A 25,229-nucleotide genomic window follows, 5' to 3' on the forward strand; every position below is an offset into this window, starting at 1 on the left:
TTTGAGGGGCATGTGAAGTCCTAGGCCCTTATAGGGTAGCCTAAAAACCGCACGTTTTACGTGCGGATTGTTATTTTGTCAATATCAGAGATAGCCCTACTTCCGCCTGAAAAATCCCCCCAAAAAAACACCGCACTTTAAAATTCAGCCCCCCATTCCCCCGTCCAAACCGCCCGAATGAAAATAAAATTTTTAGAAAAGTAACGCCTGAACGCAGCGAAGCGAACATCAGGCTGATTTTTCGTTAAGAAAATTTTATTGGAATGAGGGAAAAGTGAGTTCGTCAAATTTCTCACTTACAGACAAGACATTTTGTCGAAGACAGTACGCCAGTACGGCAAGACAAAATAACGCAGTATGGAAGTGAAAGAAATTTGGCGATGATCGGGGTTCTTTTCTTTGCTTACTCTCTTTTGGGTAAGCAAAAGAAAGGAAGTCGCCAACGGCGAAACCCGTTATTCATTAAAGCATTTAACCAACAATAAAGAACCAAATAATAAAGAGCGGTGGTTTTCCACAAATTTTTAACCACTTAAAACTCCGTGAAAAACCACCGCTCTTTTCGTTTATGTTATTTTTTATTCCACCGCTTTAAATAAAATCTCGCTTGGAATAATTTCGCCTTGCCAATAAAGTTCGCTCGCAACTTTTTCGGCGAGTTGTAGGAAAGATTGGGCAATTTCGCTGTCTGGTGCGGAAATCACTGTTGGTTTGCCGTTATCCATATCTTCGCGCAAGCGGATATGTAATGGCTGTTGTGCCAGCACTTTTACTTGATATTTTTCCGTCATTTTTTCTGCTCCGCCTGTACCAAAAATAGGTTCATGATGGCCGCAGTTGCTACAAATATGCACAGACATATTTTCCACAATGCCAAGCACAGGGACAGAAACACGCTGGAACATTGAAATGCCTTTAATCGCGTCAATTAAGGCTATATCTTGCGGTGTGGTAACCACAATCGCGCCAGTTACAGGGATTTGTTGTGAGAGCGTAAGCTGAATATCGCCTGTGCCGGGTGGCATATCAATCACTAAATAATCTAGCTCCACACCGTCTTTCGCCCATAAGGTTTCTTGTAAAAGCTGGCTTAGCGCACTGCTTGCCATTGGGCCGCGCCAAATGGTGGCGTTATCAGGTTCCATCAAATAGCCAATGGAGTTGGTGCGTAATCCATACACTTCAATAGGGTTAATATGTTTGTTGTCTGGCGAAGTCGGGCGCTGATCTGCCACGCCAAGCATATGGGGGACAGACGGGCCATAAATATCCGCATCGAGCAAGCCAACTTTTGCGCCTTGTGCTTGTAAGGCTAACGCTAAATTGACGGAAACAGTGGATTTGCCCACGCCGCCTTTGCCTGAACTTACTGCAATAATATTTTTGATGCCTTTCACCGCTGGGTGATTATTGGCACGTTTTAAGGTGGCGATTTGGTAGTTCAGTACCCATTTTACTTCTGTGGCTTGGGTGATTTTTTCTAGCGCATTGGTTAGCGCTGCTTTTAATTGTTCAAAACCACTGTTCCACGCAAAAGGCATTGTGATTTCAATGCGTAATACGCCTGCGCCTAGCTCTACTTTTTTGATCGCATTAAGGGTGATTAAATCACGTTGTAAGCTAGGGTGTTGAAATTGTTGGAATAATTGTTGAATTTCGGCTTGTTGGGCCTCGCTTAAATTCGCTGAAAAATGAATGCTCATCATTATTTCCTATTGTTAAGTCGCTGTTAAGTAAATGGTTAGAGAATAGTTGAGTAAATTTGTGGGTATATTTAAACACGGCAAGGCGGTGCTGTTAAGTATAAATTGAGATAAACCGCCTTGAACTGGAAAAAATACCGCCAATAAGGTAAAATTCGGCACAATTTTTCTGATGATAAAGGTAACAGATAATGTCAAATTCACCTCGTAAAATTTTAGTCACTTGCGCATTGCCTTATGCAAACGGCCCGATCCATTTAGGACATATGCTTGAGCATATCCAAGCCGATATTTGGGTGCGCTTCCAACGTATGCGTGGCAACGAAATTTATTTTGTTTGTGCTGATGATGCGCACGGCACGCCAATTATGCTTAAAGCCGATCAAATGGGCATTACCCCTGAGCAGTTAATCGCTGACGTGCAACAAAAACACGTTGAAGATTTCAAAGGCTTTAACATTAGTTTTGATAATTATTATTCAACCCATAGCGAAGAAAATCGCGAGCTAGCAGAAAGCATTTACAATAAATTAAAAGAAAATGGTTTTATCAAAAGCCGTACTATTTCGCAATTATTCGATCCTGAAAAGCAGATGTTCTTGCCTGATCGCTTCGTTAAAGGCACTTGTCCAAAATGTAAATCCCCTGATCAATATGGCGATAACTGTGAAGTTTGTTCTGCTACTTATAGCCCAACGGAATTAATCGATCCGCGTTCTACGGTATCGGGAGCAACGCCTGTGTTGAAAGAAAGTGAGCATTTTTTCTTTGACTTACCAAGTTTTGAAGCAATGTTGAAAGCGTGGATTCGCTCTGGTTCATTGCAGCAAGAAGTGGCGAACAAAATGCAAGAATGGTTTGAAGCTGGGCTGCAACAATGGGATATTTCTCGTGATGCACCTTACTTCGGCTTTAAAATCCCGGGCACAGAAAACAAATATTTCTATGTTTGGCTTGATGCGCCGATTGGTTATATGGCTTCATTCAAAAATCTGTGCAACCGTAAAGGCAACATTGATTTTGACAGTTTTTGGCATAAAGACAGCCAAGCTGAGCTGTATCATTTTATCGGCAAAGACATTATGTATTTCCACTCCCTTTTCTGGCCAGCGATGTTAGACGGAGCGGAATTGCGTAAGCCTGATAATATTTTCGTACACGGTTATGTTACGGTGAATGGCGAGAAAATGTCGAAATCTCGCGGTACATTTATCCAAGCGGCAACCTATTTAAAACACCTTGATCCCGAATATTTACGTTACTACTATGCGGCAAAATTAGGCAACCGCATTGACGATTTAGATCTCAATTTGGAAGATTTTGTACAGCGCGTAAATACCGATGTAGTAAACAAATTAGTCAATCTTGCTTCACGCAATGCAGGCTTTATCCAAAAACGTTTTGCTGGGGAATTAGCGGCCAGCTTGCAAGATCCTGTTTTATTCGCAGAATTTACTTCACAAGCGGATCACATTGCAGCTTATTACGAAAACCGTGAATTCGGCAAAGCCATTCGTGAAATTATGGCATTAACGGATAAAGCCAATAAATATATTGATGAAAAAGCCCCTTGGGTCATTGCAAAAGAAGAAGGTCGCGAGCAAGAGTTACAACAAGTTTGCTCAATGGGTATTGAGTTATTCCGTGTATTAATCGGTTACTTAAAACCTGTGCTACCCCAATTAGCCGAACGTGCTGAAGCTTTCTTACAGACTGAAATTACTTGGGATAACCTTGCAACACCATTGCTTGCTCACAAAATTGCGCCGTTTAAAGCCTTGTTCTCTCGTTTAGATATGAAGCAAATTGAGCAAATGATCGAAGCATCAAAAGCGGAAAATGCTCAACTTAATCCGCAAAGTAGCACAGAAAAAAGTGCGGTACAAAATGCAGCAGATTTTGAGCCTTTTGAAGAAACCATCACCATTGATGATTTCGCCAAATTAGACTTGCGTGTTGCCAAAGTACTGAAATGCGAAGCCGTGCCCGAAAGCAATAAATTATTGAAATTTATCCTAGATTTAGGCGTGGAACAGCGTCAAGTGTTCTCGGGCATTAAAGCAGCCTACAACAAACCAGAAGATCTAGAAGGGCGAATGGTGATTATGGTCGCCAATCTTGCACCACGCAAAATGAAATTTGGAATGTCTGAGGGGATGATCCTTTCTGCAGGCACAGGCGGTGCAGATTTATTCTTGCTTGATGTGGATTCTGGCGCTAAAGCAGGTGCGCGCGTGAAATAATAATCGCAAATTACGGTAGAAAATAGAAAAAAGGCGAACCTAATGTTCGCCTTTTTGTTTATGCTACCGGCGTGCCTTTCAGCAATTTTCTTATCCAGCTGCGATTTGGGCTGAGCTGATGCAAAATATCTTCATTTAACGGCAAAGGTTCGCCATAAATTAATGAAGCCAACACTTCGCCAAGCAAAGGCGCAGACGTGAGTCCCCTTGAGCCTAATGCGCCGATTAAATAAAGATTGTGATGAATTGCCGCTGGCGGAATAGGTTGTTTGCGGCGGCGCAGATTAAAGAGATTTTTATAGTCTTCTACTTGCTGTGTGAAATCTGGCACGTTGCCCACCATAGGAATGCGATCACGCACGGAGCAACGCACGCCAACACGCGCCAAGTTGCCTGAGGTATCAATCTCATTCACCCATTCCACACCCGAAAGATTTTGCTGAATTTTGTGCTGATTTTCTTGCTGTTCTTGTTGGCTAAATTGACGATCTTGATTATCACGAACGTGGCTCGCACCTATGCAATGGCTGGTTTGTTCTTGATCTGCAGGGGTGAGATAGCCGTCATAACAAAGCACCGCTTTAAGTTGATTTAGCTGTGCTGTGGTAGGAATTTGGCTCACTTGCCCACGCACGGGATAAACAGGCAGTTGTGCGGTTTGGCTAAAGTCTTTGAGCTTATGCCCGTTAGCAATAATGGCGATCTGATGAGAAAAGGTTTCACCCTGTGAATTAGTCAGCAGCCAGCCTTCACCTTGTTGAGAAAGTGCGGTGATTTTTTGCGAAGTTTTTATCGTTACGCCACGCTTTTGTAAATAAGCAAATAAATTTTGCACGAATTGACGAGGTGCAAGCCAAGCGCCTTGCGGAATAAATGCCCCATCGCAAGGCAGTGGCAAACCGACTTTTTCGCTCAACTCCGCTTGAGAAAGGCGTTGAAATAAGGTTCCGGGCAGATCTAAGTGAGAAATTTTGTCTAATTTCACCGCACTTTTATGATCATAAGCGCAGAGCGCCACGCCGCAAAAATCTCGTTCAAATTCAATGCCTTGCTCAATCGCCCAATGCAGTTGCTGTTGCCCATATAAAAACGCGTGAATATAAAAACGAATGTTACGCTCATCATCATCGCTCAGCTGCGGATAAAATGCCCCTTGCTTGTTGCCTGACGCGTTGAGCGCGGTTTGCTCATCTTCACAATAAAGCGTGATATTCGCACCACGTTGCAATAAAGAAAGTGCGGTAAAGGCAGAAGCAATGCCGCCACCGATAATGGCGATGTCTTGCGTTTCATTCATTTGAACTGCTTGTGGCAAATACCAAGGGGTTAAAATCGCGTAAGTGCGGTGATTTTTTGCGGAATTTTCTGGTTTCATACCCGCTAAACATTCCCGTTTTTTACCGTAGCCTTTACGTTTATGCACGCTAAACCCTGCATTTTCTAGCCCTTTTCGCGCCGCACTTGCAGCGGTGAAAGTGGCAAACGTGCCGTTAGGTTTGCAATAATCAAACATTGCATTATAAAGCTGTTCGTTCCACATTTGCGGATTTTTACTCGGCGAAAAACCATCTAAAAACCACGCGTCAATGCGATTTTGCATATAGTCGCCAAGTTGCGGTAAGTTATCCGCAATTTCACCAAACCAAATATCCAACGTGGTTTCGGCAAAATGAAAACGCTGACAGCCTGTGATCATCGGCTGCCAATGGCGACAAAGTTGCGTGCTGAAATCGGCAAATTCAGGATAAGGCTGATGAGTTTGGGCAAGCAGTGTTGGATTGAGCGGATATTTTTCAAAAGAAATAAAAAACAAGCGTTTTAGAGGGCTGTGCGGATTGGCTTGGCGAAATTGACGAAAAAGTTGGGTAACAGCAAAAAAATTCAGCCCTGTGCCAAAGCCAGTTTCGGCAATCACAAAATGCCCTTGGTTAAACTGATGCCAACGTTCCCACAGCGCATTTCCTTGTTGAAAGACATAACGGCTTTCCGCCAAACCGTCTTGGTTAGAAAAATAGACATCATCAAATTGGTGGGAAACGGGCGTGTTTTCTTGATTAAAATAAATCTCTGCGTGATTAAGTTTAAACATCTTTGCTGGCATCTTTGTTGTGCTACTTGAGTTTGCTATAATAGCGAAATTTTCGGGATTGGTCGAACCTTCCAAGAAATGCTTGCAATATTTTCATTTCGTAGTAAGTTAGCGACCGACTGTATTTTTTACTCTTTCAACTCAAAAGGAATAATCTATGAGAAGAGCGGTGATTACTGGTTTCGGTGTCATTTCCAGTATTGGTAACAATAAAGAAGAAGTATTAGCTTCATTAAAAGCGGGTAAATCAGGCATTGAGTTAGTGCCAGAATTTGTGGAAATGGGTATGCGTAGCCATATCGCAGGTACGCTCAAAATTACACCTTCAGAATTGATTGATCGTAAAGTTTATCGCTTTATGGGCGATGCGGCGGCTTATGCTTATCTTTCAATGAAAGAAGCCATTGAAGACGCAGGCTTAACAGAAGAACAAGTTTCTAACGATCGCACAGGTTTGGTGATTGGCGCAGGTACAGGTTCTGCACATAATCAGCTTATCGCTTGTGATGCCGTGCGTGGTCCGCGTGGTGTGAAAGCCGTTGGCCCTTATGCGGTAACCAAAACGATGGCATCAAGTGTATCAGCTTGTTTAGCCACCCCTTACAAAATCCGTGGCGTGAATTATAGTATCAGCTCCGCTTGTGCCACTTCTGCACATTGTATCGGCCACGCTTTAGAATTAATTCAATTAGGCAAACAAGACATCGTTTTTGCTGGCGGTGCAGAAGAATTATCGTGGGAATGTGCCACAGAATTTGACGCAATGGGTGCGGTTTCCACCAAATATAACGACACCCCAGAAAAAGCTTCGCGCGCTTATGACGCAAACCGTGATGGTTTCGTGATTGCAGGTGGTGGCGCTGTGGTTGTGGTTGAAGAATTAGAACACGCCCTTGCGCGTGGTGCAAAAATCTATGCGGAAATCGTAGGCTATGGTGCAACTTCTGATGGTTATGATATGGTTGCACCAAGCGGTGAGGGTGCAGAACGTTGTATGAAACAAGCAATGGCAACGGTAGATACCCCCATCGACTACATCAACGTACACGGTACGTCAACGCCAGTGGGTGATGTGAAAGAATTAGGTGCGATCAAAAATGTTTTCGGTGATAAGAAACCGGCTATTTCCTCAACCAAATCAATGACAGGCCATTCATTAGGTGCTGCAGGCGCACACGAAGCCATTTACACTTTATTAATGTTAGACAACGATTTCATCGCCCCAAGCATTAATATCGAAACCCTCGATCCACAAGCGGAAGGCATGAACATCGTAACAGAAACCAAAGAAAATGCGGGCTTAAATACCGTAATGTCAAACAGCTTTGGTTTCGGCGGCACAAACGCAACATTGGTGTTTAGACGTTATACAAAATAAACCAAGCCAAATAATAAAAAACGCTTTCAGTGAGAAAGCGTTTTTTTATATTCAATCATTGTTAGCATTTGAGCTATTTGTCATTCTTTTGCGACTGTTCTAAAGCTAAATATCCTTCCAATAATTCAATGGATTCCAAACAGCGTGAGCGGCGTTGTTGGGTGTGTGCGATGAGCTGTTGGAGCCGTTGTTTTTCCAATTCTTCTTGGGCTTGAAAATACTGATCTTGTTGTTGCTCAATTTTTGCATTTAAGGCTTGCAGGGCTTCGTAATATTTTTCTAAGCGTTCTCTTGGTGGCAGGCGATGAATGGCGTGTTGTTGCTTATCCTTTGCGGTGAGTAGCGCTTTTGTTGGATTACGCTGCGCTGTTTTTCTCGATTTCTGTTGTTTTATGGCATCTAGCAAGGCTTGCAATTGGGCAAGCAGTTTTTCACAATAAAATTGACATTGAGCCTGTTCGTTTTCTTGCAAACGTGCGATTTGAGCAAGGGTGTTGTCTAATTCTGCGCGATAAAATTTGAATAGCTGGAAATCTTCACTAAATAAAGTGCGGTCAAATTTTGCATAAATTTTTTCCGTATCCGGCATTGGATATTGCTGATAACATTGCGAAATTTTTTGGCGCAACGCTTGAATGAGTTGAGTTTTGTTCATTTTTCCGTTCAGTATTGATTTAGTGAGATTGGGTAGCGCGGAAATTATCGCATAAAAAAGGACATCTTGTGATGCCCTTTTCGCATAAAAATGCTTAGAGATACATCGCAGCAAGCCAGCCGAAGATAATCAATGGGATATTGTAGTGAATAAAGGTTGGAACAACAGAATCCCAAATGTGATCGTGTTTGCCGTCCATATTTAGCCCTGAAGTTGGTCCAAGAGTGGAGTCGGAAGCAGGCGAACCCGCATCACCCAACGCCGCTGCCACGCCCACAATGGAAACGGTGGCTAAAGGGCTGAAGCCTAAGCTTAAGCAAAGTGGCACATAAATGGAGGTGATAATCGGCACGGTGGAGAATGATGAGCCGATACCCATTGTGATAAACAAGCCCACAATTAACATTAATAATGCGGCTAAGCCTTTGTTATCTGCCCCCAGTCCGTGGCTGAAGGTTTCCACTAATTGGGTAACGCCGCCCGTTGCGTTAATTACCGCAGCGAAGCCTGAGGCGGCGATCATTACAAAGCCGATCATCGCCATTAAGCGTAAGCCTTGTTGGAAAATGTCGTTACTTTCTTTCAATTTGAAAATGCCACAGACGGCGAAAATGATTAAGCCCGCTAAGCCGCCGATAATGGTGGAATCGGTGAAAAGTTGTAGCCCAAAAGTTACCACAATCGCAACAAGGCTTGCGATAACGTGGAAAGGTTTGATGTTGGCGATATGTTGCTCAATCTCTTCGGTTGTGAGGTGGCTGTCATCAACAGCGTATTCTCTTGGTTTGCGATAGGTGATGAATACGGCGGTGAGTAAGCCTAAAATCATTCCAATCACAGGCAAGCCCATCGCGAGAGATACTTCGCCGACGCTGGTGTGTAAACCCAGTGGCTCGCCCACTTGGTTGATGTTTTTCACTAAAATGCTTTCGATAAAGATTTTCCCGAAGCCAACAGGCAAGAGCATATAGGTGGCGGTTAAACCAAAGGTTAGCACACAAGCCACCGCACGGCGGTCAATGTTGAGTTTATTGAAAATAGCAAGTAACGGTGGGATTACGATAGGAATAAACGCGATATGCACAGGAATGACATTTTGTGATGACATCGCAAAAATTAATAACACGGCGAACATCACATATTTGAAACTCGCCATTGAAAGCCCGCTTGGAGTGCGTCCGAGCTTTTGAATCACTTTGAATGCCAAGAGATCGGTAATACCTGATTTAGAAATGGCAACGGCGAAAGCCCCTAAAATGGCGTAGTTCATCGCCACTTCAGCACCACCACCTAAGCCGCCCGTGAAAGTTTGAATGGTTTCGCTCATTGTCAGGCTGCTGCATAAGCCGGCGGTTAAGGCGGAGATAATCAAGGCGATCACCACGTTGATCCGCAACAGGCTCAGGGCTAACAAGACAATGATCGAAATCACAACAGGGTTTGAGAGTAACATTGCATAGTCCTTATAAAAATAATGAAAAAAAGACCGCACTTTATTCCGCGATATGGTGCGGAAAACCACCTAATTGTTTGAGATGGTTCACCATATAACAGAATAATTCTGCGGTGCGTTCTGTATCATATAAAGCGGAATGCGCTTGTTTATGATCAAAAGGAATGTTCGCCGCTTGGCAGGCTTTCACCAATACCGTTTGACCGAACATAAATCCGCTTAATGTGGCGGTGTCAAACATTCCAAAGGGGTGGAATGGATTACGCTTGGCTTGCACGCGTTCAGCCGCCGCCATTAAAAAACTTTGGTCGAAAGTGGCATTGTGTGCCACGATAATGGAACGTTGGCATTCCGCTTGTTTTTGTGCTTGACGCACCATTTTGAATAATTCACTAATGGCGATATTTTCCGAAATCGCACCACGCAAGGGGTTATCAATATCAATGCCGTTAAATTTGAGTGAATCAGGATTAATATTCGCCCCTTCAAAAGGTTGAATATGAAAATGGCACTTTTGATCGGGCAATAAGAACCCATTTTCGTCCATTTTTACCGTAATAGCGGCGATTTCAAGTAACGCATCAGTTTTTGCGTTAAAGCCTGCGGTTTCTACATCAATAATCACGGGCAAGTAGCCACGAAAGCGGTTTTTCAGCAAATTATAATTAATGGGTTCGCTTGTTGTCATAACATTATGGACTATCAGATCAAAGGTGAGATAAAAAGTGCGGTGTAAAATTTGCGAAAATTTCCACCGCACTTTTTAACCGTTTATTTTAACTTAGTTGCCTAATCCGGCTTGTGCATTTTTGTTTTCGATAAATTCGATTTTGTAGCCATCAGGATCTTCCACGAAGGCAATCACTGTTTTGCCGCCTTTTACTGGGCCCGGTTCACGAGTGATTTTTCCGCCTGCTCGGCAAACGGCTTCGCAAGTGGCATAAATATCATCCACCCCAATAGCGATATGCCCGTAAGCATTGCCTAGATCGTATTCGTGTACGCCCCAGTTGTAGGTTAGCTCAAGCACCGAGGCTTTGTCTTCATCATCATAACCTAAAAAGGCAAGGGTATATTTATATTCTGGATTTTCGCTGGTACGCAATAAACGCATTTCTAACACATCTTGATAAAATTTAATCGAGCGATCTAAATCGCCCACGCGTAACATTGTATGTAAAATTCGCATAATCATCTCCAATCAGCAAAAAATCTTAGGCATTATGCCATAATTAGGGGGAAAAAGCATTACAGAGTTTTGTCTTAAATTTCACTTATTTGCTATAGTCCCTTGCGCCGAAAATCGCCGTGCCAACGCGTACCATTGTCGCACCGCATTCAATGGCGGCAGTTAAATCGTCTGACATTCCCATTGAAAGGGTGTCAATTTGACATTCGGGCAACGCGGTTTTTAATTGTTGGAAAAGCTGTTGCATTTGGCTAAAGGCCTGCTTTTGCTCAGCGATATTTTGCGTTGGGGCGGGGATCGTCATTAAGCCACGCAAACATAAGTGCGGTAGATTTTTGATGTGTTTTGCCAAATCGAGCATTTCCGCAGGTTGAATGCCTGATTTACTACTTTCATCGCTAATATTAATTTGAATCAGCACGTTCAACGGTTTTTTGTAGTGGGGACGCTGATCATTAAGACGATCGGCAATCTTGGCACGATCGAGGGTTTGCATCCAATCAAAATGGTCCGCCACTAAACGGGTTTTGTTTGATTGCAACGGCCCGATGAAATGCCATTCGAGATCGAAACCTTGCCCCTCAAAATGCTGAATTTTTTCTACCCCCTCTTGCACATAGTTTTCGCCAAATTGACATTGTCCCGCTTGGTAGGCTGCCAAAATGGCTTCTACGGGCTTGGTTTTGCTCACCGCCAATAGAGTGATATCCGTGCTGGCTCGCTGAGCTTGCTCGCACGCTTGTTGGATTTGTGTTTGCACCTGTTGTAAATTTTGTTGAATTGTCATTGTGGGCTTACCTATATCCTATGAAGTTTCGCATTATTTTAACAAAATCATTCTATATTATTCATTTTCTGTTTGACAAGGCGTGAAAATTTCGGTATTTCTAACACCATCATTTTTTGTTAGGAAAATCACAACAATGCAACGTACAATGGCAATTATTACCACCACCATTATTACCATTACGATGAATGGGGCGGGTTAGTGCGTTAAAAACAGGATCACAGAAAACCCGCATTACAAAGTGCGGGTTTTTTTATAAGCATTTTTTGCATTCACAACATTTATACTGAGGAGAATTTCTATGCGAGTATTAAAATTTGGTGGCACTTCGCTGGCAAATCCAGAACGTTTTTCACAAGCGGCACGGCTGATCGAAAAAGCCCATTTAGAAGAGCAAGCCGCTGGCGTGTTATCTGCCCCCGCTAAGATCACCAATTATCTTGTCGCCCTTTCTGAAAAAGCAAGCCAAAACCTACCAACTGATACCGATTTTAATCAAGCACTTGAAATTTTCTATACCATTATTAATGGCTTATATGCCGAAAATGAAAATTTTGATCTCGCAGGCTGTAAAGCCGTGATTGACGCAGAATTTGCCCAAATTGCAGAATTATTAGCAGAAATTCGTGCTAAAGGCGTGTTAGATGACGCGGTGAAAGCGACCATTGATTGTCGCGGGGAAAAGTTGTCTATCGCAATGATGAAAGCCTGGTTTGAAGCCCGTGGCTACCAAGTTACGGTGATTAATCCCGTGGAAAAACTTTTAGCACAAGGTGGTTATTTAGAATCTTCGGTGGATATTGAAGAATCCACCAAACGCATTGATGCAGCAAGCATTCCGCTGAAAAATGTAGTGTTAATGGCGGGCTTTACTGCGGGCAATGAGAAAGGGGAACTTGTTTTACTCGGTCGTAATGGTTCAGATTATTCCGCCGCGTGCCTTGCTGCCTGTTTAAATGCTTCTGTGTGTGAAATTTGGACCGATGTGGACGGTGTGTTCACCTGTGACCCACGCCTTGTGCCTGATGCACGCTTATTGCCAAGCCTGTCTTATCGTGAAGCGATGGAGCTGTCTTATTTCGGGGCGAAAGTGATTCACCCGCGTACTATCGGGCCATTGGTGCAAGCGAATATTCCTTGTTTAATTAAAAATACAGGCAATCCTGAGGCGAAAGGCACGATTATTGATAGCCATTCTCAATCAGAACAGCTCCAAGTAAAAGGCATTACCAATTTAGATAATTTGGCGATGTTTAACGTTTCGGGGCCGGGAATGCAAGGTATGGTGGGAATGGCGGCGCGTGTGTTCTCTACAATGTCGAAAGCGGGCGTTTCCGTGATTTTGATTACCCAATCCTCTTCAGAATATAGCATTAGCTTCTGTGTGCCTGTGAAAGCGGCAGAAGTGGCAAAAAATGCATTAGAAGCTGAATTTGCTCAGGAGTTGAAAAATCAAGATTTAGAAGCCATCGAAGTTATCAAAGATCTTTCTATTATTTCCGTTGTCGGCGAGGGAATGCGTCAAGCGAAAGGGATTGCCGCCCATTTCTTCTCCGCATTAGCACAGGCGAATATCAGCATTGTGGCGATTGCACAAGGTTCTTCAGAACGTTCTATTTCTGCCGTAGTGCTACAAAATAAAGCCATTGAAGCGGTGAAAGCCACACATCAAGCCCTATTTAATAACAAAAAAGTGGTGGATATTTTTCTCGTTGGGGTCGGCGGTGTTGGTGGTGAGTTGATCGAGCAAGTGAAAAATCAGCGAGATTACCTCGCAAAGAAGGACATTGAAATTCGAGTTTGTGCGATAGCAAATTCGAATAAAATGCTGTTAGATGAGAACGGGTTAAATCTCGATCACTGGCAGGAGGATTTAGAAAACGCCACTCAGCCATCGGATTTTGATGTGCTACTTTCTTTCATTAAATTGCACCACGTTGTTAATCCTGTGTTTGTGGATTGCACCTCGGCGGAAAGTGTTGCAGGCTTGTATGCGCGTGCTTTAAGCGAGGGCTTCCACGTGGTTACGCCAAATAAAAAAGCTAACACCAGAGAACTTGAGTACTATAATTTATTGCGTGAAAATGCGCGTAAAAGCCAACATAAATTCTTGTATGAAACCAATGTAGGCGCGGGCTTGCCAGTGATTGAAAACTTGCAGAATTTATTAGCCGCAGGGGACGAGTTAATTCGCTTTAGTGGCATTTTATCTGGCTCACTTTCCTTTATTTTTGGCAAGTTAGAAGAAGGACTATCGCTTTCAGAAGTTACCGCATTAGCCCGTGAAAAAGGCTTTACTGAACCCGATCCGCGTGATGATCTTTCAGGACAAGATGTGGCACGCAAGTTGTTAATTTTAGCCCGTGAGGTGGGATTACAACTCGAATTAAGCGATGTAGAAGTAGAGGGCGTGTTGCCAAAAGGTTTCGCAGAGGGCAAATCAGTCAGCGAGTTTATGGCGATGTTGCCAGAGCTTGATGAAGCGTTCAAAGTGCGGGTAGAAAAAGCCAAAGCGGAGGGGAAAGTGCTGCGTTATGTTGGGCAAATCGATAACGGCAAATGCAAAGTGTCGATTGTCGAAGTGGGGCAAGATGATCCACTTTACAAAGTGAAAAACGGCGAAAATGCCTTAGCATTTTACACCCGTTATTATCAGCCAATCCCATTATTATTGCGTGGCTACGGGGCAGGCAATGCCGTTACAGCGGCAGGAATTTTCGCTGATATTTTAAGAACATTACATCATTAAGGAGCTACTATGTTACGAATTTATGCCCCCGCTTCCAGTGCGAATATTAGCGTCGGTTTTGATACCTTGGGGGCGGCTGTGTCCCCAATTGATGGCTCGTTACTGGGCGACGTGGTGCAAGTGGAGGCAATCAGCCAAGGCTTTGAATTAGAAAGTGCGGGTTATTTTGTGCGTAAATTACCCAAAGAACCACAAAAAAATATCGTCTATCAAGCCTACGTTCTGTTCAGTGAACGCTTAAAATTGCGTGGCGTGAACGTGAAGCCTCTCCGCCTCACGCTCGAAAAAAATATGCCGATTGGCTCAGGGCTTGGTTCAAGTGCTTGCTCCATTGTGGCAGCATTAGTTGCATTAAACAAATTCCACGATGAACCGTTTTCCAAAATGGAATTATTAGAAATGATGGGCGAATTGGAGGGGCGGATTTCTGGCTCAATCCATTATGACAATGTCGCTCCTTGTTATTTAGGTGGCGTGCAATTAATGGTACAATCCCTTGGTAATATTTGCCAACAGTTGCCATTTTTTGATAATTGGTATTGGGTGTTAGCTTACCCAGGAATTGAGGTTTCTACCTCAGAAGCACGAGCCATTTTGCCGAAAAGCTACACCAGACAAGATGTGATTACCCACGGTCGCCATTTAGGCAGTTTCGTTCACGCTTGCCACACACAGCAAGAAGCCCTCGCTGCTTATATGATGAAAGATGTGATCGCAGAACCTTACCGCGAAGCCCTATTACCAAACTTCGCGGAAGTAAAACAAGCGGTACGCGATCTTGGCGCACTAGCTTCTGGCATTTCAGGCTCAGGCCCAACAATGTTCGCCATCGCACCAGATTTAAACACCGCCAGCAAAGTGGCCACCTATTTGGAAAACCATTATCTACAAAACAACGAAGGCTTCGTCCACGTTTGTAAAGTAGATAACCAAGGTGCAAGAGAATTGGGCTAAAATCCCATATAAATTCCCAGAATGGAAAGAAGATTTCTAGAAAAGCAATATTATTATCAGCAAAACAAAATAGAAGTTCTACGTTTGTAAAACGGATAATAAAATAAATAGGAAAGGGAATTAAAAATTCCCGTCCAAACCGCCCGAATAGCGATAAAATTTTTAGAAAAGTAACGCCTGAACGCAGCGTAGCGAGTATGGGCTTACTTTTCGTTAAGAAAATTTTATTGGAATGAGGAAAAAGCGGGTTGATCGGGTGCTTTTTTCTTTGCCTACTTTCTTTTGAGCAAGCAAAAGAAAGTAGGTCGCTCAACGAGCGAAACCCGTTATCAACCCCAAAGATAAAAGATTTTAACCAAAGAACTTTAAACAAAGAATATTAACCAACCCCAAAACGGAACAACTATGAATTTATACAACATCAAACACCCCGAAGAACAAGTTAATTTCGCCCAAGCAGTACGCCAAGGGCTAGGCAAGGATCAAGGGCTATTTTTCCCTGAAATTATCCCGCACTTAGACAACATTGACGCCTTGCTTGAGCTACCTTTGGTTGAGCGTAGCGAGAAAATCCTAGGGGCATTAATTGGTGATGAAATTCCAGCGGATAAACTGGCTCAACTGGTGAAAAATGCCTTTACTTTCCTAGCACCAGTAGAAAAAGTGGCAGAGCATATTTATGCCTTAGAATTATTCCACGGCCCAACTCTTGCCTTTAAAGATTTTGGTGGATGCTTTATGGCACAAGCCCTTGCTGCCGTTCGTGGCGATGGTAAAATCACCATTTTAACGGCAACATCAGGGGATACTGGCGCAGCAGTAGCACACGCATTCTATGGCTTAGAAAATATTGATGTGGTGATTTTATATCCAAAAGGTAAAATCAGCCCATTACAAGAAAAATTATTCTGCACCCTAGGCGGAAATATCCGTACTGTTGCCATTAACGGTGATTTTGATGATTGCCAAGCCTTGGTTAAACAGGCGTTTGATGATGCCGAACTTCGCCAAGCGATTGGCTTAAATTCAGCTAACTCTATTAATATCAGCCGTTTATTAGCACAGGTTTGTTATTATTTTGAAGCGGTAGCACAACTGCCAAAAGCAGAGCGTGAAAATATTGTGGTTTCTGTACCAAGCGGTAACTTTGGTAATCTCACCGCAGGGTTAATTGCAAAAACAATGGGCTTACCGATTAAACGTTTTATCGCCGCAACCAATGCGAACGATACCGTGCCACGTTATTTAAGCACAGGCGAATGGGCACCAAATGATACCGTTGCGACTTTATCAAATGCAATGGACGTAAGCCGCCCGAACAACTGGCCGCGCGTGGAAGAATTATTTAAGCGCAACGGTTGGGCATTATCAGAATTACATTCTGCAGCAATGAATGATGAACAGACAGAACAAACATTGCGTGCAATGAATGAACAGGGCTACTTATGCGAACCGCACGGTGCGATTGCCTACGGTGTATTAAAAGCAGATTTGCAACCGGGGGAAACAGGTTTATTCCTTTGCACCGCACACCCTGCAAAATTTAAAGAAAGCGTAGAGCGAATTTTATCCACCGAATTACCATTGCCAGAAGCTTTGGATAAACACAACAAATTGCCATTGCTTTCCGATGAAATGGATAATGATTTTGCAACGTTAAAAACGTATTTGTTGAAGTAAAGATGCAAGAAGTGAAGTAGGGTGGCTTCAGCCCACCATTTGATGAGATTTCGCCCTTTGGTGGGCTGAAGCTCACCCTACGGAGCATTTAGATAAATTTTATATCAGTATAATGAATATATAGGGGCGGGCCGGTGTGTCCGCCCGTTGGCTGATTAAAGAACATAGGACAAAAAATGATTACAGTTTATGGCATTAAAAATTGCGATACGGTGAAAAAAGCGTTGAAATGGTTGGCGGATAATGGCATTGAACATCGTTTGCACGATTATCGTGTAGATGGTTTGGATAAGACTTGGTTGGAAAAAGCAGAAAGCCAATTTGGGTGGGAAAATTTAGTCAATAAACGCAGTACGACTTGGCGTAATTTAACTGATGAAGTGAAAAAAAATCTGTCAAAAAGCACCGCACTTGAAGTGTTATTTGAGCAGCCAACGTTGATTAAACGCCCGATTATTTTACAAGATGATATTGCATTAATCGGCTTTGATGCCACGACATACGATCAAGCTTTTGGTAAGTAAGAAAGGTTAAGCAATGAAAGAAACAATCGTTACCTTAGCGCAACAGCTGATCCAACGTCCTTCGATTAGCCCTGATGATCAAGGTTGTCAAAAACTGATTGCTGATCGTTTAGAAAAACTCGGTTTTCAAATTGAATGGTTGCCTTTTAATGATACGTTAAATTTATGGGCGAAACACGGCTCAATAGACCCCGTGGTAGCTTTTGCTGGGCATACTGATGTTGTGCCAGTGGGCGATGAGAGCCAATGGCAATATCCTCCGTTTTCAGCCCAGATTGTCGATGATATGTTGTATGGCCGTGGTGCGGCGGATATGAAAGGCTCGTTGGCAGCAATGGTTGTGGCGACAGAAAATTATGTGAAAGCTAACCCAAATCACGCAGGGACGATTGCCTTACTCATTACTTCCGATGAAGAAGCTGCGGCAAAAGATGGCACAGTGCGGGTGGTGGAAACCCTAATGGCACGGGGTGAGCCGATTGATTATTGTTTGGTTGGCGAGCCTTCAAGTGCTGAAAAATTAGGTGATGTCGTGAAAAATGGTCGCCGTGGTTCCATTACCGGCAATCTGTATATTCAAGGCGTGCAAGGCCACGTTGCTTACCCGCATTTAGCGGATAATCCTGTTCATAAATCCGTTGATTTCCTAAAAGAATTAACCACTTACCAATGGGATCAGGGCAATGAATTCTTCCCGCCAACCAGTTTGCAGATTGCTAATATTCAAGCTGGCACAGGCAGTAATAATGTAATCCCAGGGGAGCTTTATGTGCAGTTTAATTTGCGTTATTGCACCGAAGTAACAGACGAGCTAATCAAGCAAACCGTAGAACAAATGCTGAAAAAACATCAGCTTGATTATCGCATTGAATGGAATTTATCGGGCAAGCCATTTTTAACAAAACCGGGTAAGCTGGTGAATGCCGTGGTGGATAGTCTTGAAAAAATTGCCAAAATTACCCCCGCACTTGAAACGGGTGGTGGCACGTCAGACGGACGTTTTATTGCCTTAATGGGCGCAGAAGTGGTGGAACTTGGGCCGTTAAATGCCACAATCCATAAAGTCAATGAGTGTGTAAGTTGCCAAGATCTGGCTACGCTAGGTGAAGTGTATCAGCAAATGCTCGTGAATTTATTAGATAAGGACACCGAATGAAAAGCCCATTTAACGCAGCGACACTGACGGGAAAATCCCGTGAGCATTTAGTGGCGTTGCCTTGCCCTTTTTCTCATCAGCATTTTCTTGAAGCCAATGCGTTAAAAGCGTTTCAAGGCTTGCAACAAAGTGCGGTGAAAAATGGCTTTAATTTACAGCCTGCGAGTAGCTTTCGTGATTTCCAACGTCAGCAAATGATCTGGAATGATAAATTTGCTGGCAAGCGTAAAGTGCATAATGATGAAGGACAAGCGCTTGATTTATCCTGTTGTTCTGATTGGGAAAAATGCCAAGCCATTTTACGTTGGTCAGCCTTACCGGGGGGCAGCCGTCATCATTGGGGAACGGAAGTGGATATTTTTGATCCTGATTTATTGCCCACAGATCAAAAATTACAACTTGAGCCTTGGGAATATACGCAAGGCGGTTATTTTGCTGAACTCAGCGCGTGGCTGCAAGAAAATGTGGCGAAATTTGATTTTGCCTTTCCTTTTTCGCAAATGCCAGCGAGAGTAGAGATTGGTTATGAGCCTTGGCATATCAGCTATTTGCCAATGGCAGAGCAGGCTCGCACGTATTTCAACCCTGAGATTTTAGTGCAATCTTGGCAAGACCAAGAAGTGGCTGGCAAGGCAACATTAATCAAGCAATTACCTGAAATTTTCGAGCGATTTTTTATCTAATTTTTTATTTAATAAGGAAAACTAAAATGAATGAAAAACATTTTTTCCCACAGGGGATCTCGTCCTTTTTGCAGTGGATTTTGAATGTTTCCTTACTCATTCTCGCCTTAATTTTGGTGGTCTTTCTGGCGAAAGAAACCTATGCTTTAGCCCTTGTCTTATTTGAGCAATCAAAAGAAGCTTCTTATTTGTTGGTGGAAAAAATTGTGGTGTATTTCCTTTATTTTGAGTTTTTAGCCTTGATTGTGAAATACTTCAAAACCGATTATCACTTTCCATTGCGTTATTTTTTATATATCGGGATCACCGCAATGGTGCGCTTAATCATTGTGGATCATTCTAGCCCAGTAAATACTTTGCTCTTTTCTGGATCGATTTTGCTAATGGTGATTGCGCTATTCTTGGTTAGCTCAGATCGCCTGAAGAAAAGTTAGCCGATTTTTCACAGGTTTTGTGAACAAGGTCAAAGTTTTCAACAAAGATCAGAAAAATTACATTTTTTTTTGTAAAAAACTGGCGTATTCTTAGCAAAATTTTATGCGAGGAAAAATGATGTCCGACTTACAGCAGTTTACCCAACAGGATATTGAAATTATCAAGGAAGAACCGCTTTATAACGGTTTTTTTAATTTAAAGAAAGTTTATTTTAAACATAAGCTGTTTGCTGGCGGTGAAAGCGGTGTAGTAACCCGTGAATTGCTGGTGAAAGGCGCAGCTTCTGTGGTGGTGGCTTATGATCCTGATGCCGACAGCGTGGTGATGGTAGAACAGGTGCGCATCGGTGCTTATAACCCACAGCTCAGCCAATCCCCTTGGTTGTTAGAACTGATCGCAGGTATGGTGGAAGAAGGCGAGCAGCCCGATGAAGTGGCGCAGCGTGAAAGCCAAGAGGAAGCAGGTGTGCAAGTAGAACATTTGCGTGAAGTGATGAGCTTTTGGGATAGCCCTGGGGGCATTGTGGAACGCATTCATTTATTTGTCGGTAAAGTAGATAGCCAAAAAGCACAGGGTATTCACGGCTTGGCCGATGAAAATGAAGACATTCGCGTTCACGTTATCCCGCGTCAAACTGCTTACGAATGGGTTTGCAATGGCAAGATTGATAATGGCTTAGCGGTAACAGGTTTGCTGTGGCTACAATTAAATTACCTTTCTTTACAAAAAGAATGGTCAAAAATGTGAACTGGATCGAATTTTTAATAGAAAATTTGGCGTAAACTTTGATCCCGCTAGCATTTTTTAGATTTACCTAATGCAATTTTTTTTCAAATTCGTAACGTATAACAAAAATTAATAATAAATATAACAGGAGGAGAGCGTACTTTGGTCAATACTTATACATATCCAACGGACAATGACGTTGTACGTTTGGTGCAGATTACAGATCCTCATTTGTTTAAGGACGAAAACGGTGAATTGCTTGGTATCAACACCCAAGCCAGCTTCAACCAAGTTTTAAGTGAAATTAAACAAAGTGATTTTGATTATGAGTTGGTTCTTGCCACAGGGGACTTGGTGCAAGACAGTAGCAGTGAAGGGTATTTACGTTTTTGCGAAACAGTGCAGTGCTTAGAGAAAATGGTGTTTTGGATCCCCGGAAATCACGATTTTCAACCTAAGATGTTTGATATTCTTAATCATAATAACGGCAACATTAATCCGCTTAAACATCTTTTAATTGGTGAACACTGGCAGATTTTAATGCTTGATAGCCAAGTTTTTGGCGTGCCTCACGGACAGCTCGGACAATATCAGATTGATTGGCTGTTATCTAAACTGAAAGATTATCCTGAGCGCTATTCTTTGGTGGTGTTGCATCACCATATCTTATCTACGAACTCTGCTTGGCTAGATCAGCATAATTTACGCAATGCATTAGATTTAGCCTATGCCTTATCACCATTTAACAATGTGAAAGGCATTTTATATGGACATATCCACCAAGCTGTGGATAGCGAATGGAAGGGCTACAAAGTGATGGCAACGCCGTCCACCTGCATTCAATTTAAACCTGATAGCAACAGCTTTGCCTTGGACACATTACAACCTGGTTGGCGTGAAATTGAGCTTTACAATGATGGACGCATTGAAACCCGAGTGAAACGTATCCAGCAAGCTACATTTCTACCGAATATGCTCGGGGAGGGCTATTAGCTGAGGAAAGAGCAAATAATTAAGTGCGGTGATTTTTCACCGCATTTTTATAGTTACTTGCTCCTTACTTACTATAACCCCAACGCATACTTCAATGCCTGTTTTTTCAATGGTGTCGCTTTGGAGGCTAAGAAAAGGGCGGCATTGCGGGCGATTTTGAGTGGCAACAATTCTGTTTTAAAGCCTTTGTAGAATAAATCCATCGCCGATTGCATTAGTAAATTGTCTTTTTGGCGCAAGGCTTGGTATTTTTTTAGCACCTCATCAGAAGCAAAATCTTGCTGATTTTGCACCGCACTTTCCATCACTTGTAACAGCGCTTTCACATCTTTAAAGCCTAAATTTACCCCTTGCCCAGCCAATGGATTAATCGTGTGAGCGGCATCGCCCACTAGCACAATGCCTTGATGATAATATTGCTGAGCGTGGCGGCGGGTGAGGGCAAAACTGCCTGCTTTTTGCACCTTAACTTGACCTAATCTTGCAGGGAAAGATTGCTCAATAGTGTGGGCTAATTTTTCTTTGGATAATTGTTTCAGTTGAGTGATTTTTTCTGCGCTGTCATACCACACAAGGCAAGCCTGTTGCCCTTCAAGGGGTAAAAAAGCTCTTGGGCCAGAAGGGAAAAATTGCTGCCAAGTGATGTCTTGTTGTGGTAATTCGGTGTCCACCAAAATTAATAAACAATCTTGGCGATATTGCCAGCCCGTTACGCCAATGCCGGCAATTTGGCGCAGTTGCGAATTTGCACCGTCTGCGGCAATCACTAAAGGGGCGGAATATTGTTCACCATTGGTTAAAAAAATCTGCCAATTTTCACCGCACTTTTCAGCCCGTTCCACTTTAGCCTGCAAGCTACTTTGCACGTTTTCAAGCTGGGAAAAGGCTTGCCATAAGCCAAGTTGAATCACGTTGTTTTCCACCATATAACCCAGTTCGGAATGATCTAATTCTTCGCAATGAAAATAAGTGGAAAAGCCGTCAATTTCCCAAGTTTCTAAGGCGCGATAGGGGCAAATGCGCATTTGTTCGATATATTTCCAACTTTGTAATTGTTGCAGTAATTGGACAGAAGCAAGGCTAATGGCGGAAATGCGCAAATCATAAGGGGAATTTTCCTGAAAAGTGGGTAATGGCGCGCCTTCAATCACTTGCACGTTTAGCCCTAATTGCCCCAACCCTACGGCACAAGCCGCACCAACCATTCCGCCGCCAACAATAATTACATCGCGTTGCGTATTCATTTTTGCCTCTTTTTTATCCGAAAAGTGCGGTGATTTTTTTGCTAATTTTTATACCGCACTTGCATTTTTCACTGCCTGTTAGTTTACCTTTTATGAGTAAAATTCAAAAGAAAAGATTATTTTAACTAGCCACCACCAGCACAAGTCGGTAAAATAGCCAGTCGATTTTTACAGGTTAAACGATTTAAAGCAAATTATGACGCAAAAATTACATATTAAAACGTGGGGCTGCCAAATGAACGAGTATGACAGCTCAAAAATGGCAGATTTATTAAACAGCACACACGGCTTGGAATTAACGGATATTCCAGAAGAAGCGGACGTGTTGTTGTTGAACACTTGCTCTATTCGTGAAAAAGCGCAAGAAAAAGTGTTCCATCAATTAGGGCGTTGGAAAGAATTAAAGAAAACCAATCCCAGTTTAGTGATCGGTGTGGGCGGTTGTGTGGCATCACAAGAGGGTGAGCATATTCGTAGCCGTGCGCCTTATGTGGATATTGTTTTCGGGCCACAAACCTTACACCGCTTGCCTGAAATGATTAACCAAATCCGTGGCGGTAAAAGTTCTGTGGTGGACGTGAGTTTCCCTGAAATTGAGAAATTTGACCGCCTGCCAGAACCGCGCGCTGAAGGCCCAACGGCGTTCGTATCAATTATGGAAGGCTGTAATAAATATTGTACTTTCTGCGTAGTGCCTTACACTCGTGGCGAAGAAGTGAGCCGTCCCCTTGATGACGTGCTATTTGAAATCGCACAGCTGGCAGAACAAGGCGTGCGTGAAGTGAATTTATTAGGGCAAAACGTGAATGCTTATCGCGGCCCAACGCACGATGGTGGCATTTGTTCTTTCTCTGAATTATTGCGTTTAGTAGCGGCGATTGATGGCATTGATCGCGTGCGTTTCACCACGAGCCATCCAATTGAATTTACTGACGATATTATTGATGTGTATGCGGACACACCAGAATTAGTCAGTTTCTTACACTTGCCAGTGCAAAGTGGCTCGGATCGTATTTTGAATTTAATGAAGCGCGGCCATACAGCGTTGGAATATAAATCCATTATTCGCAAATTACGCAAAGTGCGCCCTGATATTCAAATCAGCTCTGATTTTATCGTTGGCTTCCCAGGGGAAACGGATCAAGATTTTGAAGATACGATGAACCTGATCGCACAAGTGAATTTCGATATGAGCTTTAGCTTCATCTATTCTGCTCGTCCGGGAACGCCAGCGGCAGATATTCCTGATGATGTGAGCGAAGATGAGAAAAAACAGCGTTTATATGTGCTACAACAACGCATTAACAACCAAGCGGCACAATTTAGTCGCGCAATGCTTGGCACAGAACAGCGCGTGTTAGTGGAAGGTCCATCGAAAAAAGATTTAATGGAACTCACCGGCCGCACGGAAACCAACCGTATCGTAAACTTTGTGGGAACGCCAGATATGATCGGCAAATTTGTGGATATTAAAATTACCGATGTGTTCACTAACTCATTGCGCGGTGATGTGGTACGCACCGAAGATCAAATGGGCTTACGCGTGGTGCAATCACCACAAGCAGTGATTAACCGCACGCGCAAAGAAGATGAACTCGGCGTGGGGCATTATCAAGGTTAGCTAAATTAAAATGTGGTGGTGCGATCACATTATCTTTTAGTACCTATTAAAATAAAAAAGCTGATTGTAATAATCAGCTTTTTTATGTATTAATTATAGAAACCTCACTTTAAATGATAAAACTTTGCAAAAAACCACCGCACTTTATTTTATAAGGGTTATCTGATTTGCCAAGATTCATCTGTTAGTAGTCGGCCAAAATGGCTTTCAACTAAACGTTTGGTAATATCATTTTGTGGGTGAGTGAAGACATCACGGGTTGTGCCGTATTCGATCATTTTGCCTTCGTCCATCACCAACACATCATCAGAAATATGCTTAATAATGCCCAAATGTTGCCCAACATAAATATAAGAAATGCCCAGTTTTTCTTGAATTTCAAGCATTAAATTCATCAATTGGGTTTTTACTGTGGCATCGAGTGCCCCCAGTGCATCATCGGTGATGATGATTTCAGGCTCAAGGATTAAGGCACGAGCCAGGGCAACACGCTGTTTTTGGCTCACTGACATTGTGTTGATTTTTATGCTGGCGTGATCGGGATAAAGCCCTACGAGCTTGAGAGTAGCAAAGATTTTTTCATCACGCTCTTCTTCGGTTAAATCTGTGGCAAGACGCAATGGGGTATCCAAAATTTGCCCGACATTGAGTTTGGGGTTGAAGGAGCTATTCGGATCTTGGAAAACCATTCGAATATGCTGCGAACGGTAGTGATAATCGCCAAACTGTAAGGGATTATTTTTAAACAAAATTTCCCCCGCACTTGGTGCGATAATCCCCACGATCATTTTTACTAAAGTGGATTTTCCCGAACCATTTTTGCCAATAATCGCTAAGGTTTTCTTACGCTCTAACTGGAAGCTGACATTTTCCACGGCAACGAACTGGCTAGATGAAAAAATGCCGACATTATCATCAAAGGATTTGGATAAATTTTCAATTTTTAATAAGGCACTCATTCGCTTTT

21 protein-coding genes are annotated in these 25,229 nt (G+C 42.9%); 12 read left to right on the forward strand and 9 right to left on the reverse strand.

From position 1 onward, the window contains the following. Window positions 1–578 precede the first annotated feature (578 nt). Entirely contained in the window at window positions 579–1,703 is a 1,125-nt protein-coding gene (apbC, locus tag ACLS0A_RS03105) for an iron-sulfur cluster carrier protein ApbC (protein ID WP_416082432.1), read from the reverse strand. Between the two features lie 191 nt (window positions 1,704–1,894). Between apbC and metG the strand changes: the two genes are divergently transcribed. Further along, on the forward strand, window positions 1,895–3,946 hold the full coding sequence (metG, locus tag ACLS0A_RS03110; RefSeq protein WP_416082427.1) for a methionine--tRNA ligase: 2,052 nt from the start codon (window positions 1,895–1,897) through the stop codon (window positions 3,944–3,946). A 58-nt stretch (window positions 3,947–4,004) separates the two neighbouring features. On the opposite strand, the gene mnmC is transcribed toward metG, so the two are convergent. Further along, window positions 4,005–6,035, reverse strand: coding sequence for a bifunctional tRNA (5-methylaminomethyl-2-thiouridine)(34)-methyltransferase MnmD/FAD-dependent 5-carboxymethylaminomethyl-2-thiouridine(34) oxidoreductase MnmC (gene mnmC, locus ACLS0A_RS03115; protein ID WP_416082426.1), 2,031 nt, complete (start codon window positions 6,033–6,035; stop codon window positions 4,005–4,007). A gap of 157 nt (window positions 6,036–6,192) precedes the next feature. Here mnmC and fabB point away from each other — a divergent pair, with 157 nt between their 5' ends. Then, a complete protein-coding gene (gene fabB, locus ACLS0A_RS03120) occupies window positions 6,193–7,413 on the forward strand; it encodes a beta-ketoacyl-ACP synthase I (RefSeq protein WP_416082425.1) in 1,221 nt (406 codons plus the stop codon). Between the two features lie 73 nt (window positions 7,414–7,486). On the opposite strand, the gene priC is transcribed toward fabB, so the two are convergent. From priC to ACLS0A_RS03145, 5 genes are all read right to left on the reverse strand, one after another. Beyond that, window positions 7,487–8,068 (reverse strand): primosomal replication protein PriC, encoded by a 582-nt coding sequence (priC, locus tag ACLS0A_RS03125; RefSeq protein ID WP_416082424.1) that lies wholly within the window; start codon window positions 8,066–8,068, stop codon window positions 7,487–7,489. Window positions 8,069–8,162: 94 nt separating this feature from the next. Next, window positions 8,163–9,521 (reverse strand): Na+/H+ antiporter family protein, encoded by a 1,359-nt coding sequence (locus tag ACLS0A_RS03130; RefSeq protein WP_035685164.1) that lies wholly within the window; start codon window positions 9,519–9,521, stop codon window positions 8,163–8,165. Between the two features lie 40 nt (window positions 9,522–9,561). Continuing rightward, on the reverse strand, window positions 9,562–10,209 hold the full coding sequence (gene rnt, locus ACLS0A_RS03135) for a ribonuclease T (RefSeq protein ID WP_035685289.1): 648 nt from the start codon (window positions 10,207–10,209) through the stop codon (window positions 9,562–9,564). A gap of 93 nt (window positions 10,210–10,302) precedes the next feature. Then, window positions 10,303–10,710, reverse strand: a complete 408-nt coding sequence (gene gloA / locus ACLS0A_RS03140) for a lactoylglutathione lyase (protein WP_416082423.1) — start codon at window positions 10,708–10,710, stop codon at window positions 10,303–10,305. Window positions 10,711–10,795: 85 nt separating this feature from the next. Then, the gene (locus tag ACLS0A_RS03145) at window positions 10,796–11,497 is read right to left on the reverse strand and encodes a YggS family pyridoxal phosphate-dependent enzyme (RefSeq protein ID WP_416082422.1); all 702 of its coding nucleotides are present in this window, start codon (window positions 11,495–11,497) and stop codon (window positions 10,796–10,798) included. A 301-nt stretch (window positions 11,498–11,798) separates the two neighbouring features. On the opposite strand from ACLS0A_RS03145, the gene thrA reads away from it, so the two are divergent. The 9 genes from thrA to cpdA all read left to right on the forward strand — a co-directional run bounded on the left by thrA (window position 11,799) and on the right by cpdA (window position 21,397). Next, entirely contained in the window at window positions 11,799–14,246 is a 2,448-nt protein-coding gene (thrA, locus tag ACLS0A_RS03150; RefSeq protein WP_416082421.1) for a bifunctional aspartate kinase/homoserine dehydrogenase I, read from the forward strand. A 9-nt stretch (window positions 14,247–14,255) separates the two neighbouring features. Then, entirely contained in the window at window positions 14,256–15,200 is a 945-nt protein-coding gene (gene thrB / locus ACLS0A_RS03155) for a homoserine kinase (protein WP_416082420.1), read from the forward strand. 405 nt (window positions 15,201–15,605) lie between these two features. After that, on the forward strand, window positions 15,606–16,880 hold the full coding sequence (gene thrC / locus ACLS0A_RS03160) for a threonine synthase (RefSeq protein ID WP_416082419.1): 1,275 nt from the start codon (window positions 15,606–15,608) through the stop codon (window positions 16,878–16,880). Window positions 16,881–17,056: 176 nt separating this feature from the next. Next, complete coding sequence (locus ACLS0A_RS03165) at window positions 17,057–17,404, forward strand: ArsC family reductase (RefSeq protein WP_416082418.1); 348 nt, start codon at window positions 17,057–17,059, stop codon at window positions 17,402–17,404. 13 nt (window positions 17,405–17,417) lie between these two features. Beyond that, window positions 17,418–18,560 carry a succinyl-diaminopimelate desuccinylase gene (gene dapE / locus ACLS0A_RS03170; protein ID WP_416082417.1) on the forward strand — a complete coding sequence of 381 codons (1,143 nt, stop codon included), beginning with the start codon at window positions 17,418–17,420 and terminating at the stop codon, window positions 18,558–18,560. Continuing rightward, on the forward strand, window positions 18,557–19,243 hold the full coding sequence (locus ACLS0A_RS03175) for a M15 family metallopeptidase (RefSeq protein WP_416082416.1): 687 nt from the start codon (window positions 18,557–18,559) through the stop codon (window positions 19,241–19,243). The genes dapE and ACLS0A_RS03175 overlap by 4 nt, the downstream gene beginning before the upstream one ends. Before the next feature lie 26 nt (window positions 19,244–19,269). Then, window positions 19,270–19,677, forward strand: coding sequence for a phosphate-starvation-inducible protein PsiE (gene psiE, locus ACLS0A_RS03180; RefSeq protein WP_103852741.1), 408 nt, complete (start codon window positions 19,270–19,272; stop codon window positions 19,675–19,677). 118 nt (window positions 19,678–19,795) lie between these two features. Beyond that, complete coding sequence (gene nudF, locus ACLS0A_RS03185) at window positions 19,796–20,425, forward strand: ADP-ribose diphosphatase (protein ID WP_103855564.1); 630 nt, start codon at window positions 19,796–19,798, stop codon at window positions 20,423–20,425. Between the two features lie 141 nt (window positions 20,426–20,566). Further along, window positions 20,567–21,397 carry a 3',5'-cyclic-AMP phosphodiesterase gene (gene cpdA / locus ACLS0A_RS03190; RefSeq protein WP_416080322.1) on the forward strand — a complete coding sequence of 277 codons (831 nt, stop codon included), beginning with the start codon at window positions 20,567–20,569 and terminating at the stop codon, window positions 21,395–21,397. A gap of 71 nt (window positions 21,398–21,468) precedes the next feature. On the opposite strand, the gene ACLS0A_RS03195 is transcribed toward cpdA, so the two are convergent. After that, complete coding sequence (locus tag ACLS0A_RS03195; protein WP_416082415.1) at window positions 21,469–22,641, reverse strand: FAD-dependent monooxygenase; 1,173 nt, start codon at window positions 22,639–22,641, stop codon at window positions 21,469–21,471. A 196-nt stretch (window positions 22,642–22,837) separates the two neighbouring features. On the opposite strand from ACLS0A_RS03195, the gene miaB reads away from it, so the two are divergent. Beyond that, a complete protein-coding gene (gene miaB / locus ACLS0A_RS03200; RefSeq protein WP_416082414.1) occupies window positions 22,838–24,262 on the forward strand; it encodes a tRNA (N6-isopentenyl adenosine(37)-C2)-methylthiotransferase MiaB in 1,425 nt (474 codons plus the stop codon). 158 nt (window positions 24,263–24,420) lie between these two features. On the opposite strand, the gene ACLS0A_RS03205 is transcribed toward miaB, so the two are convergent. Further along, window positions 24,421–25,221, reverse strand: coding sequence for an ATP-binding cassette domain-containing protein (locus ACLS0A_RS03205; RefSeq protein WP_416082413.1), 801 nt, complete (start codon window positions 25,219–25,221; stop codon window positions 24,421–24,423). Window positions 25,222–25,229 lie beyond the last annotated feature (8 nt).

It is taken from the genome of Avibacterium volantium, assembly GCF_049366555.1.
Taxonomy (GTDB): Bacteria; Pseudomonadota; Gammaproteobacteria; order Enterobacterales; family Pasteurellaceae; genus Avibacterium; species Avibacterium volantium_A.